Source organism: Bacillus sp. MN7755, assembly GCF_054771475.1.
The window spans coordinates 112,393-129,050 of sequence record NZ_BTRL01000028.1 but is presented as its reverse complement, the minus strand read 5'-3'; the positions used below and the strand labels follow the sequence as shown (position 1 = coordinate 129,050).

The following is a 16,658-nucleotide window of genomic DNA, read 5'->3' as shown; positions in this document are numbered from 1 at the left end:
TCCAGGGATTGCAGGAGCAACACTTTTAAAGAAAAATTAAAAGAAGAGGGGGACAAGCCCCTCTTTTTTGTTTACAATATAGAAATGCTATATATGAATAGAGGTAGGGATGTTATGAGTAAGTTTACAGTAGCTTCTAATGGTTCATTAGAAACGACATTAAGAGGAGTAGAAGTATTATCAACACCACTTTTAAATAAAGGGGTCGCTTTCACGCAAGAAGAGAGAGAAGAATTAGGTTTAAAAGGGTTATTACCGCCAGCAGTTTTAACATTAGAAGAACAAGCACGCCGAGCATACGAACAATTTTGTTCTCAGCCGGATGATTTATTAAAGAATGTATACTTAACAGCGTTACATGATCGAAATGAAGTATTATTTTATCGTATTTTAACAGATCATTTACGTGAAATGTTACCAATCGTATATACACCAACTGTCGGTGTAGCAATTCAAAGATATAGTCATGAATATCGTAAACCACGTGGTGTGTATTTATCAATTAACGATCCGTCAGGTATTGAAGAAGCATTTGCCAATATTGGTGCAACAGCAGAAAATATCGATTTAGTCGTTGTAACAGATGGAGAAGGTATATTAGGAATTGGTGACTGGGGCGTTGGTGGTATTAACATCGCAATCGGAAAATTAGCTGTTTATACGGCCGCAGTTGGAATCGATCCTAGTCGTGTATTACCGGTAATTTTAGATGTAGGTACAAATCGCGAAGAATTATTAAATAATCCATTTTATATTGGAAATCGTCACCCTCGTATAACAGGGGAAGCTTATGATGAATTTATTGATACATTTGTTCAAGCGGTAAATAAACAATTCCCGAAAGCACTCTTACATTGGGAAGATTTCAGTTCTCGTAACGCACGAAAAATTTTAGATAAATACCGCCATGACGTGTGTACATTTAATGATGATATTCAAGGAACAGGTGCAGTTTCACTTGCTGCTGTATTATCAGCAGTAAAAGCTTCTGGTGTACCGTTAAGCGAACACCGTGTTGTTGTGTTTGGTGCTGGTACGGCTGGAATCGGTATCGCAGATCAAGTTAGAGATGCGATGGTCCGCGTAGGCGTATCAGAAGAAGAATCATATAAGCGATTCTGGTGTATTGATCGTAACGGGTTAGTTACAGATAACATGGAAGATCTTCTTGATTTCCAAATTCCGTATGCAAGAAAAGAAGCGGAAGTAAGTGAGTGGAAGCAAAATGATGTAATCGGACTTGCGGAAGTTGTGAAGCATGTGAAACCGACAATTTTAATTGGTACATCAACTGTTGCAGGCGCATTTAAAGAAGAGATTATAAAAGAAATGGCTTCTCACGTAGAAAGACCAATCATTTTACCAATGTCGAATCCGACGCCACTTGCTGAAGCAAAACCAGCTGATTTAATCCAGTGGACAGAAGGAAGAGCATTAGTTGCTACGGGAAGTCCTTTTGAACCAGTTACATACAACGGGGTAACGTATGTGATTGGACAATCAAATAATGCACTTATTTTCCCAGGGCTAGGCCTTGGAACAATTGTAGTACGTGCAAGCGTTATGACGGATGGCATGTTCGCAGCAGCAGCTGAAGCAGTTGCAAGCATGGTAGATACAAGTCAGCCAGGAGCACCTATTTTGCCAGAAGTTGAAGAGTTACGTAATATCTCGGAAATGGTTGCAATTGAAGTAGCGAAAGTTGCCGTTGCGGAAGGTGTTGCTAGAGAGAACTTAAGTGATAACGATATTAAGATTGCAGTGAAAGAAGCAATATGGGAACCAGAGTATCGCCAAATAAAAGCGGTAGAAAAGGTTAGAATATAGAAATAAAGCCCGTTTATAAATAATAAGCGGGCTTTCACTTTTATTACTGAAAAAAGAGTATAGGAAGTGGCACCTTTGAATTGGAATGAATTATGGAAGAAAGATATATCCCTTTTAATTATATTAATGGTTGTTGTTCCGATTGCTGGAGAGCTTAATTTTCATCCTTTTAATGATATGTTTCGCGTTAGCTTTGGGACGCCATTATTCTTCTTTTTATTACTATTTTTAAGAAGAATACCAGCAGCTGCTGCAGGTATTCTTGTCGGTATATGTGTCGTTTTATTCCGTGTATGTCTTGACTGGATCATGCAAGGTTCATTTCATATGACAGAATCATTTTATTTGCGCTATCCTGTGTTCTTTTATTATTTTATTTATGGAAGTCTTTTTTCGCTTTGTAGGGTGAATAAGTTTCATCAGAATCCGATTGTTATTGGGTGCCTTGGGATTACAATTGAAATTATCGCAAGTATGTCAGAACTAGCGATATATCATATGGTAGTGCTCGGTACAACGATAACAGTTTCTGAAGTGAATAAGTTAATTATTATTGCTATTTTTCGTAGTTTCTTTGCGCTTGGTTTTTTAAATATGATGAATTTGTATGAAACGAAATTAAAAGAATCACAAGTTCGAAAAGAAAATGAAAAAATGTTAATGCACCTTTCAAATTTATATGTAGAATCAGTTCATTTGAAAAAAACGTTACAAAATGCAGAATTGATTACACAAGAAGCATATGAACTATATCGAAATTTACAGGCAGACGACGATTCCAGTAGTAAAACAGCATTGAAAATAGCAGGAGAAGTGCACGAAATTAAAAAGGATAATCAAAGGATTTTTGCAGGATTATCTAAACTGTTATTAGATAAAAATGTGGCTGAGTATGTAGAAGGACATGAACTTACAGAAATGATTGTAAGAATAAATGAAAAGTATGCTGAAATGTTAGAGAAAGATATACGTTTTTCTAAACATATAGAAGGTGAGCACGCCGCATATCACGTATATACAGTGCTATCAATCTTTAATAACTTAGTTGCCAATGCAGTTGAAGCAATTGAAGATAGAGGTCTTATTCATATTAAGTTATATAAACGGGATCAACATGTAACCTTTGAAGTAGTTGACGATGGCCCTGGTATTGCACAAAAGTATAAGAAATTAGTATTTAAGCCCGGGTTTACTTCAAAGTATGATCAAACGGGAACACCGTCCACAGGTATTGGACTTTCTTACATACACGAAATGGTAACAGAGCTTGGCGGAGAAGTAAGGTTAGAAGACAATGAAACTGGAAAAGGGTGTAAGTTTGTCGTTTGTTTACCGGAGTGTAGTTTAAAGCGGGAAGGGGAATAGATTTGTTTTATTATATTGTAGATGATGATGAAGTTTTCCGTTCAATGCTTTCGCAAATTATTGAGGATGGTGATCTTGGGGAAGTAATTGGAGAGTCGGAAGATGGAGCGTTTATTGAAGCAGAACAGCTAAATTATAAAAAAGTGGATATTTTATTTATTGATTTATTAATGCCGATGAGAGACGGCATTGAAACAGTTCGCCAAATAGCGTCTTCATTCACTGGGAAAATTATTATGATTTCCCAAGTGGAATCGAAACAACTCATTGGTGAGGCGTATACACTTGGGGTGGAATATTATATTACGAAACCACTAAATAAAATAGAAGTAGTATCTGTTGTACGAAAAGTGATAGAGCGTATTCGTTTGGAACGTTCTATATATGACATTCAAAAATCATTAAATAATGTATTTCAGTGGGAAAAGCCGCAAATGCGTAGTGAAACAGTGCAAGAAGGAAAAAAGATATCAGATTCAGGACGCTTTTTACTATCAGAACTCGGTATTGCGGGAGAGAACGGAAGTAAAGATTTACTTAGTATGCTGGAATATTTATATGGACAAGAAAAGGCGCAAATATTTGAATTTGGATTTCCTGCGTTAAAAGATATCTTTCACCAAATCACATTAAAAAAATTAGATCATATAGCTTCGGATGCAGATATAGAGAAGGAGAAAAAAGCATCTGAACAACGTGTAAGAAGAGCGATTTATCAATCATTGAATCATTTAGCTTCCCTCGGACTAACAGACTTTTCAAATCCGAAATTTGAAAGCTATGCTCCAAAGTTTTTTGATTTCACTGTAGTTAGAAAACGGATGACAGAAATGACAAAGGATGAAATAGCAACTTCTGGCCACATACGAATTAATACGAAAAAATTTATTCAAGTGTTGTATTTTGAGGCGAAAAGGTTGATGGAGATAGAGTGAAAAGGTGCTTATAAAAAAGCATCTTTTTTTGTTCAATCAACATTTTATATTTTCTCGTGGAGCATGTAAAATGTTAAGTAAGAGAAAATGGTTTTACATTAAGGAAGTGTCAAAACAATGAGTTTTACATTAAATAAATCGATTATTAAAGAAGTATGCGGAGAGACCTCATATAAAAGAGGCGAAGCTTATTATAAAGCAAATAAAGTAATCGTGAATCATTATGATGAAAATAAAGAAATTTGCGAGGCGACGGTAAAAGGGAACGAGGATTTCCATGTTACAGTAGAAAAAGCTAAAAAAGGTGATGTAGTTGCGAGATGCAGTTGTCCTTCATTAGCGTCTTTTCAAACGTACTGTCAACATGTTGCAGCCGTATTAATACAAATCAACTATAATCAGCAAACAGGTGGAATGGGCTCTGTTAGTAGCAGAAATGATCAATTAACAAACGGGATGTTTCAGCTGTTTGCAGACAAACCACTGAGACCAAAAAGTAAACAACATCGTTTTGATACACGTGAAATAGTAGATGTGGAGTTTATATGTTCACCAGTAGCGACGAAAAGTGGTGGGGCTCTTCTTGGAATTCAATTGAAACTTGCCAAAGTGTATTTCATAAATCATATTAGAGAATTTCTTTCTAAAGTGGAGAAAAGAGAAACTTTTCATTGTTCCAATGAATTTACATACACGCCAGATGTACACAGTTTTAAACAAGAAACAGACGCGATTATACAACAACTCATTAAAATATATCATAACGAAAAAATGTATGAAGATGCACTAGAAGTACATGCGAAACAAGATGAAAGTATGATATTTATACCGCCAGCTTCGTGGAATGATATGCTCTCTTCACTTTCTAAAGTTGAACATGTACAGCTGAAACAAAATGAGCAACTGTTTCATGGCTTACAAATTTCAAAAGGTTTATTGCCATTACATTTTGAGTTCACGAAAGGGAATAATGGCGGGTTTACACTTCATATAGCTGGCCTAAATCGTGTTCAAGTTATGGAGATGTATAACAACGCTCTTTACGATGGGAAATTATATCATTTACCTATGGAAGATTGTATGCGACTTATTGAACTACAAAAGATGATGAGTCGCTCAAATAGCAATCAGTTTTATATTCCTGAAACTAAGATGGAACATTTCGTAGCGAAAGTTGTCCCTGGATTAATGAAACTTGGAACGGTACGCATTGATGAAGTAATATCAGATCGGGTTGAAACGCCTTCGCTAAAAGCGAAATTGTATTTAGATCGCGTGAAAAATCGTTTGTTAGCAGGTCTCGAATTCCATTATGGAAATGTCATGATTAATCCGCTAGAAGAGGACGGACAGCCGTCTGTTTTTAATCGTGATGAGAAAAAGGAAAAAGAAATTTTAGACATTATGAGTGAAAGTGCCTTCGCGAAAACAGAAGGTGGTTATTTTATACATAATGAAGAGGCTGAGTATAACTTTTTATATCATGTCGTTCCAACGTTAAAAGGTTTAGTTGATATTTATGCGACGACAGCAATCAAATTACGAATTCATAAAGGGGATACAGCTCCTCTTATTAGGGTGAGAAGAAAAGAAAGAATTGATTGGTTGTCATTTCGTTTTGATATAAAAGGAATACCGGAAGCGGAAATTAAAGGTGTATTAGTCGCTCTTGAAGAGAAACGCAAATATTACCGATTAGCGAATGGTTCTTTATTATCACTAGAGAGCAAAGAATTTAATGAAATTAATCAGTTTGTAAAAGAATCAGGTATTCGAAAAGAATTTTTACATGGGGAAGAAGTGAATGTTCCACTTATTCGGAGTGTGAAATGGATGAACGGACTTCACGAAGGTAATGTTTTAAGTTTAGATGAGTCTGTTCAAGATTTAGTAGAAAGCATTCAAAACCCGAAAAAATTAAAGTTTACAGTGCCGCAAACTTTAAATGCTGTAATGAGAGAGTATCAAGTATACGGATTCGAGTGGATGAAAACACTTGCATATTACCGTTTTGGCGGTATTTTAGCAGATGATATGGGACTTGGAAAAACGCTGCAAAGTATTGCTTATATAGATTCTGTGTTGCCGGAAATTCGAGAAAAGAAACTACCTATATTAGTCGTTTCTCCATCGTCTCTAGTTTACAACTGGTTAAGCGAGTTGAAAAAATTCGCGCCGCATATTAGAGCAGTTATTGCAGATGGAAATCAAGCGGAAAGACGAAAAATCTTAAAAGACATAGCGGAATTTGATGTCGTAATTACGTCATATCCATTACTGAGAAGAGATATAAGATCGTATGCGAGGCCGTTTCATACACTATTTCTTGATGAAGCACAGGCGTTTAAAAATCCTACAACGCAAACTGCAAAAGCAGTGAAAACAATTCAAGCTGAATATCGTTTCGGACTAACGGGAACGCCTGTAGAAAATTCATTAGAAGAGCTATGGTCTATCTTTCATGTCGTATTTCCAGAATTATTACCAGGAAGAAAAGAATTCGGTGATTTAAGGCGTGAAGATATTGCGAAGCGCGTAAAACCTTTCGTATTAAGACGATTAAAAGGGGATGTATTACAGGAGCTTCCAGATAAAATAGAACATTTACAGTCATCGGAATTATTACCAGATCAAAAGAGACTATATGCTGCTTATTTAGCGAAATTAAGGGAAGAAACGTTAAAGCATTTAGACAAAGATACGTTACGTAAAAATAAAATTAGAATTTTAGCTGGTTTAACGAGATTGCGACAAATTTGTAATCATCCTGCTTTATTCGTTGATGATTACAAGGGGAGCTCAGCTAAATTTGAACAACTGCTAGAAATACTAGAGGAATGCAGAAGTACTGGTAAGAGAATTTTAATCTTTTCTCAATTTACGAAGATGCTGTCCATTATTGGTCGTGAGTTAAATCGTCAAGCGATTCCATACTTTTATTTAGACGGAAATACACCTTCGCAAGAACGAGTAGAGCTATGTAATCGATTTAACGAAGGAGAAGGGGATCTATTTCTCATTTCATTAAAAGCTGGTGGTACGGGTCTTAACTTAACGGGTGCCGATACGGTTATTTTATACGATTTATGGTGGAATCCAGCTGTTGAACAACAAGCGGCAGATCGGGCATATCGAATGGGACAAAAAAATACAGTACAAGTTATTAAATTAGTAGCACACGGAACAATTGAGGAAAAAATGCATGAACTGCAAGAGAGTAAGAAAAATTTAATTGCTGAAGTGATTGAGCCGGGAGAAGAGAAATTATCATCCATCACGGAGGAAGAAATTCGAGATATTTTAATGATTTAATATAAAAAGCTATGCCTTCAAACGTATGAGGGCATAGCTTTTCTGTTGTAATAATTATATTTTGTTTTGTACAAAGTAAAGAAATCAAATGTTATTTAGATTATTTCTTTGTACCTTTACTTTTGTATGGCTTTGCAGCTTGCTTTTTCTTTGCGCTTGATTGCCAACGGTTCCACCCTTTACTTCCTGTACCTTGTCCTACACCTTTTTTCGGTTTTGCTTTCGTTTTACTCATATGATCACTCCGTTATATAAAAATCTAATTTGATAATAGTCAATGATTTAGAAAATACTCTTTATAAATGACTATGTTTGCTTTAAGTAAAAAAAACTGCTTGAATGCTATAGTATATCATGAATTTGTAAGTAAACTGAAAGGAATTACAAAGAAAATGAAAATAATACGAAATACTGCGGATTCTATATTTCGAACAATTACATTAATTGTTGTATATACGTTAGTTTCAGTTAGTGAGACAGTGTTTGGAATGTCTAGGCAAAAGAAATAAAGAAGTTATATTGGAAACAATCAATAAAGCCATAAAATAAAGAATTGAAAAATATTTTAAAACTTTTTGTTGACTTTCTTTGTTTTTTGTATAGAATAATCATTAATAAAATGTTTCAGAGATGTGACAACAAAACGACTATGAAAGGACGAGTAGTAGTAGGACGTAGTCTAAGCGAGTCAGGGGTGGTGTGAGCCTGATACGAAGCCTATTATGAAGAACCTCCTGGAGTTGCTAACCGAAATCCTTTATAGGAAAGTAGACTTGGCCGGGAACTTCGCCGTTACAAGAAGAACAGTATCGAGATATTTCATCTCCGTATTGTATAAGTGAGCAACCTCTGTTGCTAATTTGGGTGGTACCGCGGAACCAAAGCCTTTCGTCCCAGTTTTTTGGGAAAGAAGGGCTTTTTTTGTTGGCTTCTTTTCACAACATCCAAACATTTTAGGAGGAAACCACCATGTATCAATCATTAATGACAGTAAGAGAGACTCAAATCGCAATTAAGGAAGTTAAAACATTTTTCGAGGATCAATTAGCAAAACGCCTTGAACTATTCCGCGTATCTGCACCATTATTCGTAACGAAAAAGTCAGGGTTAAACGATCACTTAAACGGTGTAGAACGTCCAATTGAATTTGATATGTTACATTCAGGAGAAGAATTAGAAATTGTTCATTCACTAGCGAAGTGGAAAAGATTCGCATTACATGAATACGGATATGAAGCTGGTGAAGGTTTATATACAAACATGAACGCAATCCGTCGTGATGAAGAACTTGATGCAACACATTCCATTTACGTTGACCAATGGGATTGGGAAAAAATCGTTCAAAAAGAATGGCGTACTGTAGATTACTTACAACAAACAGTACAAACAATTTATGGAATATTCAAAGATTTAGAAGATCACTTATTTGAAAAATATCCGTTCCTTGGAAAGTATTTACCAGAAGAAATCGTGTTCGTTACTTCTCAAGAACTAGAAGATAAATATCCAGAATTAACACCGAAAGATCGTGAACATGCAATTGCGAAAGAACACGGTGCAGTTTTCATTATCGGAATTGGTGATGCACTTCGTTCAGGTGAAAAGCATGACGGACGCGCAGCTGATTATGATGATTGGAAATTAAACGGTGATATTCTATTCTGGCACCCAGTACTACAAGCTTCGTTCGAATTATCATCAATGGGAATTCGTGTTGATAGTAAATCACTTGATGAGCAGTTAACGAAAACTGGTGATGACTTTAAACGTGAGTATGATTTCCATAAAGGTATATTAGAAGATGTACTACCATTAACAATTGGTGGTGGTATTGGACAATCAAGAATGTGCATGTACTTCTTACGTAAAGCACATATCGGTGAAGTGCAATCTTCTGTATGGCCTGATGATTTACGTGAAGCTTGCAAGAAAGAAAACATTCATCTGTTTTAATTAATATAAATGTGAGGGAGAGTAGCTTGAAAATAGAGTTACTCTCCCTTTTTTATTGTGTAAACTAGTGGTTTGCAGTGGGTGTTACTAATGGTTTCTTTCTTTTTTATCTCCTTTTATGTAATAATTTGTTAAAGGAGGGGACGTTATGAGCTTAGGAGAACAGTTAAAAAAACTACGAGAGTCAAAGGGATTTTCACAAGAGGATGTTGCTAAAAAGATTGGTGTGACGAGGCAAGCGGTGTATAAAGCGGGGTAAGTGGAAAATGATAAAAGTTGTCCTGATATTGATAATTTAATTTTACTGAGCGAAATGTACAATGTTACGATAGATGAGTTAATAAAAGGGAATCAAAGCTTTAAAGAGAAAATACATATTGATGAAGAAGATGAGGGTTTTGAGAAAGGGAATGAATTTAGTTTTTATATTGGATGTAGTTTGCTAATTTTAAGTGCTTTCATTGATTATGAAGGAGTTCAAGAGATTTTATTAGGAATTGCACTATTCATGATGGTATTTTACTCGGATGTGAAGAAAGTTATTTTGAATGAATATAGATCGTTTTTTCAAGGAAAAGAGCGAAAAGATATATGATGAAAAGTGAACAGAGTCAGTTATATTTCCTAGGAAAAGGTAAAGTGAATAATTAAATTGTTTCATAATGATTTTAGAATGTTAGTGATATGTTAAAGAACTGTTTGGATAGAGACTTGAAATCTATGTGTAAAATGATAATACATTTTTAAAAGCTCAAACAAGCATAACCACGTTCTAGAGTGAGGACGTGGTTAAAAATATAGTGGTTTCATTTATAATGAATTTCTGTTGGTATATCTAACGATTTTTGGAAATATCACTTACTTGTTACCGAGTTCTTCCGCTAAACCGATTAAAATGCCTTCGGTTCCCCGAATGTAACAGAGACGATACGAGTTCTCGTACTGAACTACTTCGCCAACGAGCTGAGCACCATGTTTAGTAAGTCTGGATACCATTTCGTCAATGTCTTCAACGGTGAACATGACGCGTAAATAACCGAGGGCGTTTACAGGAGCTGTCCGGTGATCTGCTATAGTAGGCGGGGTGAGAAATCGCGAAAGTTCAATTCGGCTATGGCCATCTGGCGTAACCATCATAGCAATCTCTACGCACTGAGAACCGAGTCCTGTTACACGACCAGCCCATTCACCTTCGACAGTTGCTCTACCTTCGAGTTTCAAACCAATCTCCTCGAAGAAAGAGATGGCGTTATCAAGAGATTCTACAACGATGCTGATATTATCCATTCTGAGTAATTTGTTGTTTGTCATTGTCTTTATCTCCTTATATGTAAAAGTGTATTATCTAACCATCTACATAATTATACTATTAAAAAGTTATAAACTCCTTCCGAACAAAAAACAGCTTGTCACAGTATAGGGAAATGTGACAAGCTATTTTTAAGTGTGCTATATAGTATCTTGTTAACAAACAATACCGCGACTTCCCCGCAAAATATTTCTACTCTGTATGCCATTAAAGGGTCCGATTGTTGTATAGAATGAAGTGTATTATTTAAATGATAAATATATTTCTTATTACTCTATATAATGCAAACAGCTTTCTATTTATATAGGAAGGAAATAGATTCATATAATTTGTTTTAAGTTTTACGAGTGAAAATTAACTCATCTGCACTAAAGGCTCAATTTTCGTCATAAATGATTGGTGCAGCGCCTCGACACCTGTTACTAAGTGAAGGCGATCAATAACGACAGACACTTTAATTTCTGATGTACTTACCATTTTAATATGAATATCTTCTTCTTTTAAAGTAGTGAACATATTCGCAGCAACACCAGGATTAGAGACCATACCAGATCCTACAATTGATACTTTTGCTAAATGATTTTCATATTCTACTGATTCATAGTGAAGTGCCTCTTTGTTTTGTTCCAATACTGCTAAAGTCTCTCTTAAATCATTAGAGTGGATGGAGAAGGAGAGATGAACAGTTCCTTCATTTGTAATACTTTGAATGATGATATCTACATTAATATGTGCCGCTGCTAATGTAGAGAAAACAGTTGAAAGCGAGCCTTGTTCCAATCCTTTCACTGTGATACGTGTAATATTATCTTCAAATGCAATACCTTTAACGATTGATTGTTGTTCCATGTTACATTCTCCTTTTACAATTGTTCCATTTTCTTGTTCCATACTTGAGCGAACTTCTAAAATGACATTATGATTTTTAGCAAACTCAACAGCACGCGGGTGTAATACACCAGCACCGAGGTTTGCAAGTTCTAACATTTCGTCATAAGAAATTTCATCTAATTTATAAGCATCTTTTACAACTCGTGGATCCGTCGTATATACGCCGGTCACATCTGTGTAAATATCACATTTTTTTGCGTTCAGTGCAGCAGCTAATGCAACAGCAGTTGTATCAGAACCACCTCGTCCAAGCGTTGTAATTTCAAAATCTTCACTGACTCCTTGGAAACCAGCTACAATAACAATCGTGCCTTTAGTAAGATAAGACTGAATTCGATCCGTATTAATTTCAGTAATCCGTGCACTACTATGTACAGATTCTGTCGTAATACCAGCTTGCCATCCTGTTAATGAAATCGCGTTATAACCTTTTGCTTGTAATGCCATCGTTAATAATGAAATAGTCACTTGCTCTCCTGTTGATAGAAGCATATCCATTTCGCGTTTACTCGGATTTTCTGTAATAGCGTTAGCAAGTGCTACAAGTTCATCTGTACTTTTTCCCATTGCCGAAACGACAGTGACGATACTATGTCCTCGTTCATATTCTTCAATAATTAAATTTGCTACATGTTGAATGCGCTCAACGCTTCCGACAGAAGTGCCACCAAATTTTTGTACAATCGTTTCCATTACGAATTCCTTCTTTCATCCATTTTTAAGAATAGATTAGGACATATATAAATCCCAATATTCCTGTAGTTACCAGAGAAAAAACAAAAAACACCATCTCAAATAAGTGAGGATGGTGCTGTTACAGGAAAAGGGAAACAGAAAACGGAGCTAATAAAAAAACCGCCAAAAAAGGAATACCATAAAAATGATATCTCTTTTTTGTAGATAGCTCTTCATACGTACACGTCTGTACATATGACAGTTCTGTTTCTATTCGAAAACAGCCCCAATCGATATATGCAGAGAAATGTATCGATTTCGGCAATACTTCCTTTCATCTAATTTCCTAGACATCTCTGTGTCTCCATTAGAATACTCATAAGTATCGCAACCTCTATCTCACGTTTTAGGCGAGAGTGTTTGATTTATGAAGTTGTTGGTAACATTTGTTTTATAATAATTTAAATTTTTCGTGGAATCAAGTGTTTTATATATATTTTAAAAATTCTTTCTATTTACAAGAAAGTTTGTGAAAAATGTAGCAAAATAAATTTATTACATGTACATTAACATTATAGTGCATTGGAGGTGGAAGAATGCAGAGGAAAAAGCCTATTTATGTTTCGGCAGAAATGAACACAACGATGGAGAAATTATGGGAATACACGCAAGATCCGGATTTACATACTGAGTGGGATGCTCGCTTTACTGAAATTTCATATTTAGAGAAAGTAGATGGAGAACCGCAGAAGTTTTTATATAAAACAAAAATCGGATTTGGACTTGAAATAGCTGGGGAAGGGGAATCGATAGGTGAAATAAGAAAAGAAACAGGTGAAAGAATTTCTTCTTTAAAATTTTGGACAGACAATCAATTATCACTTATACAAATTGGGCGTGGTTATTGGAAGTATACACCGCTTAAAAAATACATTCATTTTGAGACGCAATATGATTATGATACAAGGTATGGTCGTCTAGGCAATGTAATAGATTTCTATATTTTTCGGCCGTTATTAGGTTGGGCAACTGCTTGGAGTTTTGATGCTTTAAAATTATGGTTAGAAAAAGGACTTCATCCTAGGTTGCTAATGAGAAGAACGATGACATATTGGATCGTATGTTTTTTATTTGCACTTGTATGGATGTATCAAGGAATAGTGCCGAAACTAGTGTTTACTCATTCAGAAGAAGTAAAAATGCTATCTGTGATGATTGGTTCAACTGCACATAGTATTTTTGTACTTAAAATAATTGGAATACTAGAAATTATTTTTGGTATCATATGGCTGTTACCATTTCCAAAACGAAAAGTATTTATAGTACATATTTTTATGTTAGTAGCCTTAACGATAGCGGCAGGCTTTACGAATATCGCAAGCTTTACAGAGCCGTTTAATCCAATTACATTAAACGTTCTACTAATGGGGTTATCGATTGTCGGTTATATAAATAGTTTTGATTTACCAAGTGCAAAAAATTGCAAGAGGAAGAGAAAGGGATAGTGTATGGCTAATATTTATGAAAGACTATTAGGAGATTCTTATAAAAAACTTCATCCAAAATTACAGAAACGCTATGAGATTACAGAAGAAAATAGCTTTACTGGAGAAGGAAAGATGGATGAAATTTACGGTGGTTCTTTTTTTGTAAAATTAATATTAAAAATTGCATCGAAGTTTCGAATGTTTTTCTCTGAGAGAGGTAAGGAAGTGCCATTTACAATACATAATACCGCTGAGCGTGATGAACATGGACATGAACTTGTGCGGTGGAATCGTACTTTTTATTTTCATAATAAGAAAAGATATTTTAATGCGGTAATGAAAATTGATGAAAATGAAATTGTAGATTATTTTGGTGAACCACATATACTCGTCTCTACATTGAATTTTCATATTGATGAGTTAGGGGCAATGCATATTTCTTCGAAGAAACAATGGTTTTATATGTTTGGAAGAAAAATCTCTTTACCGAAACTTTTATACGGAGAGGCAAAAATTGTTGAAAGTTATGATGACGAATTACAATGTTTTCGAATTCATGTACAAGTACGAAATCCGTTAATTGGTTCGCTATTTTCATATAAGGGAACGTTTGTGGAAAGGAAATAAACGATATGAGAAATATAATATTTGGTCTTGCTTGTTATATTATTTTTCTAATATGTGAGTGGTCAAATGTAAATCCAGTTGAAGCAATTATTTTATTATCTATTTTGTTATTTATACCGATGTCATTTTGCATTATTGATAAGAAAATAAGAAATGGATCGTATGTACTCTTTTATAAATTTGTATCGATTTTATATCCAATCGCAGCAATTAGTGCAATGCTGGCTTTCGTAACAAATCACTTTTTCTTTGCGCTACTTTGGTTTGTATACACAGGAATTGTTGCGTTATTTGGTATAAATAGATTACTAGAAAGAGGATGGAAACCGTTAGAAGAGACAGCTATCGATAGTGCGTTTATTTATTTGTTTTTAGGTGGTTTCTGGTTTTTTGCTTCTGTAGCAAAACTCTCGATTATGCAGTTTACTTCTGACATTGTTTTACTCACAGCTGCACACTTTCATTATTCGGCGTTTCTATTGCCATTATCAGCTGGTTTAATAGGGCGGAAGAGAGAAAAGAGCAGTAAAGTATATGATGCGATTATGTCTATCATTGTCATTTCACCTATGACAGTTGCGATTGGAATTACGTACTCAAGGGTATTTGAATTTTTTGCAGTGTGCCTATATTTATGTGCGATTTATGGGTATGGGATTTATGTTTGGCGCACGAAATTTAATGCTATCAGCGCAAAAATCCTCCTAGTCATATCGTCTAGTACACTCATGGTAACAATTATGTTTTCACTTATATACTCGTATGGGAATTTGAAACATGTAATGACGATTACAATTGCTCAAATGGTTTGGATTCACGGTGTTGTTAACGGAATTGGAGTAGCATTACCGGCATTTGTCGGCTGGATGATTGAAAAGAGTGCTCCGAATTATAAATACTACGGGAAACCAATGAGCAGGTTAAGAGGAAATGTGAAAATTGGTGAGGTGTTTTTACATAGTAGAAATTTAGTAGAAAGTAAGGAATACACAGGTTTAGTTGATAATATGAAGGATTTTCATAGTGAGGCATTTGACACGGACAAGATTCCTGTAAGTATTATTCGTTTTTATGAAAATACAAAAGAGTATGAGTTACAAGCGCATATTAAATGGACTCGTTGGTTTCGCCCCTTTGCATTTTGTTATGAGAAAATGAGTAAGCGTGTAGGACAAATACATTTAGGAATGGGCGACAAGTGGGAAACGATGCATGGTTCTATCCTAGGGGTAATAGATGAGAAGGATGGAAGAGAGAATGTAAGGGCTTGGCTAAGAAAGAATGAAGCAGGAGAGTCTATTTTTGCAGCTCTTTACTCAAAACATACATATAAGAATGAGACGTACATGAATATCGGATTACCTTTACCATATTCGAATATGACGGGGGTTTTGAAATTATGTAATAGGAGTAATGATTTAATTATTACTAGTAAGCTGAGAAGAAATGGTAAGGGAGATGAGGGGATTTATTTACACACTCGCTACTTTACAATCCGTTTACCGTTAGCAGAGACATTTATTATTAAAGAGGGCGCAAATCAAATATTAGAAGCTAACCATAAAATGTGGATATTCGGAATCAAGTTTTTAGAAATTGATTATGAGATTAAGAGATTAGAGGAGAAGTAAGAAAAGCTTGGAGAGATTCCAAGCTTTTTATGTATGGGTAATGGTCATAGCAACTTGTTTATCTAAGTCATTGTCCCAAACACGTTGAATTTCAAACGTACCTTTTTCAAAAAATAATGGGAATCTTTCTTTAAACCAATCTTGCATAGGGAGATTTAGTGCTGTATCGATTGGTACCCATAATAATTCGCCTTCAGGAGGATTCAAAAGGAGTTCACCTTCAACTGAATCTGTCCAATAGTTAAATACCATATATCGAACATTTTCTTTCGGGTTTACGTATTCATCTAATCCCTTAAAAATTAAATTTGAAACAAGTAATCCAGTTTCTTCTTCTACTTCTCGCTTAGCAGCTTGAACGATACTTTCTGGAAAATCCACTTTACCGCCAGGAGCGATGTAACCAGGGAAGCCTAGATGATTGGGGCGCTGTATTAGCAATACGTCGTTATTTCGCTGAATCATACTCATTGTATACATACGGTGTTCTATATCTTTCCAATTCTTGCTCATATGAATCTCTCCTCTTATAAAACCTTATAGTTTTTAACTATAGTTACTTATGACAAAAAATACAATAATAATACAAAATTATACAAATTTCAATTGACTATTACTAATTTTCAGAACTATAATTAGTCTGTTA

General features: G+C 35.1%; 12 protein-coding genes, 1 pseudogene, 1 riboswitch and 1 other annotated feature. Of the genes and pseudogenes, 9 read left to right on the top strand and 4 right to left on the bottom strand.

All coding sequences use genetic code 11. The features are described 5' to 3' along the window. Positions 1 to 114 precede the first annotated feature (114 nt). From malS to ACYVEC_RS27420, 4 genes are all read left to right on the top strand, one after another. Positions 115 to 1,827, top strand: coding sequence for an oxaloacetate-decarboxylating malate dehydrogenase (malS, locus tag ACYVEC_RS27435; RefSeq protein WP_063222691.1), 1,713 nt, complete (start codon positions 115 to 117; stop codon positions 1,825 to 1,827). Between the two features lie 66 nt (positions 1,828 to 1,893). Next, positions 1,894 to 3,192: a sensor histidine kinase gene (locus ACYVEC_RS27430; protein ID WP_080468455.1), complete on the top strand. Its 1,299-nt coding sequence runs from the start codon at positions 1,894 to 1,896 to the stop codon at positions 3,190 to 3,192. 2 nt (positions 3,193 to 3,194) lie between these two features. Next, positions 3,195 to 4,127, top strand: a complete 933-nt coding sequence (locus ACYVEC_RS27425; protein WP_063222636.1) for a response regulator — start codon at positions 3,195 to 3,197, stop codon at positions 4,125 to 4,127. 117 nt (positions 4,128 to 4,244) lie between these two features. Then, the gene (locus ACYVEC_RS27420; RefSeq protein ID WP_460509272.1) at positions 4,245 to 7,439 is read left to right on the top strand and encodes an SNF2 helicase associated domain-containing protein; all 3,195 of its coding nucleotides are present in this window, start codon (positions 4,245 to 4,247) and stop codon (positions 7,437 to 7,439) included. A 100-nt stretch (positions 7,440 to 7,539) separates the two neighbouring features. On the opposite strand, the gene ACYVEC_RS27415 is transcribed toward ACYVEC_RS27420, so the two are convergent. Further along, positions 7,540 to 7,674 carry a DUF3934 domain-containing protein gene (locus ACYVEC_RS27415; RefSeq protein WP_063222638.1) on the bottom strand — a complete coding sequence of 45 codons (135 nt, stop codon included), beginning with the start codon at positions 7,672 to 7,674 and terminating at the stop codon, positions 7,540 to 7,542. A gap of 405 nt (positions 7,675 to 8,079) precedes the next feature. After that, positions 8,080 to 8,338: a binding site (T-box leader), on the top strand. A gap of 70 nt (positions 8,339 to 8,408) precedes the next feature. On the opposite strand from ACYVEC_RS27415, the gene asnA reads away from it, so the two are divergent. Further along, a complete protein-coding gene (gene asnA, locus ACYVEC_RS27410; protein ID WP_063222639.1) occupies positions 8,409 to 9,392 on the top strand; it encodes an aspartate--ammonia ligase in 984 nt (327 codons plus the stop codon). A gap of 148 nt (positions 9,393 to 9,540) precedes the next feature. Beyond that, a pseudogene (locus tag ACYVEC_RS27405) lies at positions 9,541 to 9,987 on the top strand (helix-turn-helix domain-containing protein). Positions 9,988 to 10,250: 263 nt separating this feature from the next. On the opposite strand, the gene ACYVEC_RS27400 reads toward ACYVEC_RS27405, so the two are convergent. Further along, positions 10,251 to 10,703, bottom strand: a complete 453-nt coding sequence (locus ACYVEC_RS27400) for a VOC family protein (protein WP_063222641.1) — start codon at positions 10,701 to 10,703, stop codon at positions 10,251 to 10,253. 352 nt (positions 10,704 to 11,055) lie between these two features. Next, positions 11,056 to 12,285: an aspartate kinase gene (locus ACYVEC_RS27395; protein WP_275719005.1), complete on the bottom strand. Its 1,230-nt coding sequence runs from the start codon at positions 12,283 to 12,285 to the stop codon at positions 11,056 to 11,058. Positions 12,286 to 12,485: 200 nt separating this feature from the next. Continuing rightward, a riboswitch (Lysine riboswitch) is annotated at positions 12,486 to 12,672 on the bottom strand. Positions 12,673 to 12,863: 191 nt separating this feature from the next. On the opposite strand from ACYVEC_RS27395, the gene ACYVEC_RS27390 reads away from it, so the two are divergent. From ACYVEC_RS27390 to ACYVEC_RS27380, 3 genes are read left to right on the top strand one after another with little or no spacing between them, the layout of a single operon-like run. Further along, positions 12,864 to 13,772, top strand: coding sequence for a DoxX-like family protein (locus tag ACYVEC_RS27390; protein ID WP_275719004.1), 909 nt, complete (start codon positions 12,864 to 12,866; stop codon positions 13,770 to 13,772). Between the two features lie 3 nt (positions 13,773 to 13,775). Next, the gene (locus ACYVEC_RS27385; protein WP_063222644.1) at positions 13,776 to 14,381 is read left to right on the top strand and encodes a DUF4166 domain-containing protein; all 606 of its coding nucleotides are present in this window, start codon (positions 13,776 to 13,778) and stop codon (positions 14,379 to 14,381) included. Between the two features lie 5 nt (positions 14,382 to 14,386). Further along, positions 14,387 to 16,012 (top strand): YndJ family protein, encoded by a 1,626-nt coding sequence (locus ACYVEC_RS27380; protein WP_275719003.1) that lies wholly within the window; start codon positions 14,387 to 14,389, stop codon positions 16,010 to 16,012. A gap of 27 nt (positions 16,013 to 16,039) precedes the next feature. On the opposite strand, the gene ACYVEC_RS27375 is transcribed toward ACYVEC_RS27380, so the two are convergent. Beyond that, complete coding sequence (locus tag ACYVEC_RS27375; RefSeq protein WP_242251394.1) at positions 16,040 to 16,525, bottom strand: 8-oxo-dGTP diphosphatase; 486 nt, start codon at positions 16,523 to 16,525, stop codon at positions 16,040 to 16,042. Positions 16,526 to 16,658: the final 133 nt, after the last annotated feature.

Excerpts from the sequence above, each read along its gene's own strand:
- malS (WP_063222691.1), top strand. The coding sequence starts at position 115 with ATGAGTAAGTTTACAGTAGCTTCTAATGGTTCATTAGAAACGACATTA.
- ACYVEC_RS27375 (WP_242251394.1), bottom strand. The coding sequence starts at position 16,525 with ATGAGCAAGAATTGGAAAGATATAGAACACCGTATGTATACAATGAGT.
- ACYVEC_RS27395 (WP_275719005.1), bottom strand. The coding sequence starts at position 12,285 with ATGGAAACGATTGTACAAAAATTTGGTGGCACTTCTGTCGGAAGCGTT.
- ACYVEC_RS27385 (WP_063222644.1), top strand. The coding sequence starts at position 13,776 with ATGGCTAATATTTATGAAAGACTATTAGGAGATTCTTATAAAAAACTT.
- ACYVEC_RS27400 (WP_063222641.1), bottom strand. The coding sequence starts at position 10,703 with ATGACAAACAACAAATTACTCAGAATGGATAATATCAGCATCGTTGTA.
- asnA (WP_063222639.1), top strand. The coding sequence starts at position 8,409 with ATGTATCAATCATTAATGACAGTAAGAGAGACTCAAATCGCAATTAAG.
- ACYVEC_RS27390 (WP_275719004.1), top strand. The coding sequence starts at position 12,864 with ATGCAGAGGAAAAAGCCTATTTATGTTTCGGCAGAAATGAACACAACG.
- ACYVEC_RS27420 (WP_460509272.1), top strand. The coding sequence starts at position 4,245 with ATGAGTTTTACATTAAATAAATCGATTATTAAAGAAGTATGCGGAGAG.
- ACYVEC_RS27415 (WP_063222638.1), bottom strand. The coding sequence starts at position 7,674 with ATGAGTAAAACGAAAGCAAAACCGAAAAAAGGTGTAGGACAAGGTACA.
- ACYVEC_RS27380 (WP_275719003.1), top strand. The coding sequence starts at position 14,387 with ATGAGAAATATAATATTTGGTCTTGCTTGTTATATTATTTTTCTAATA.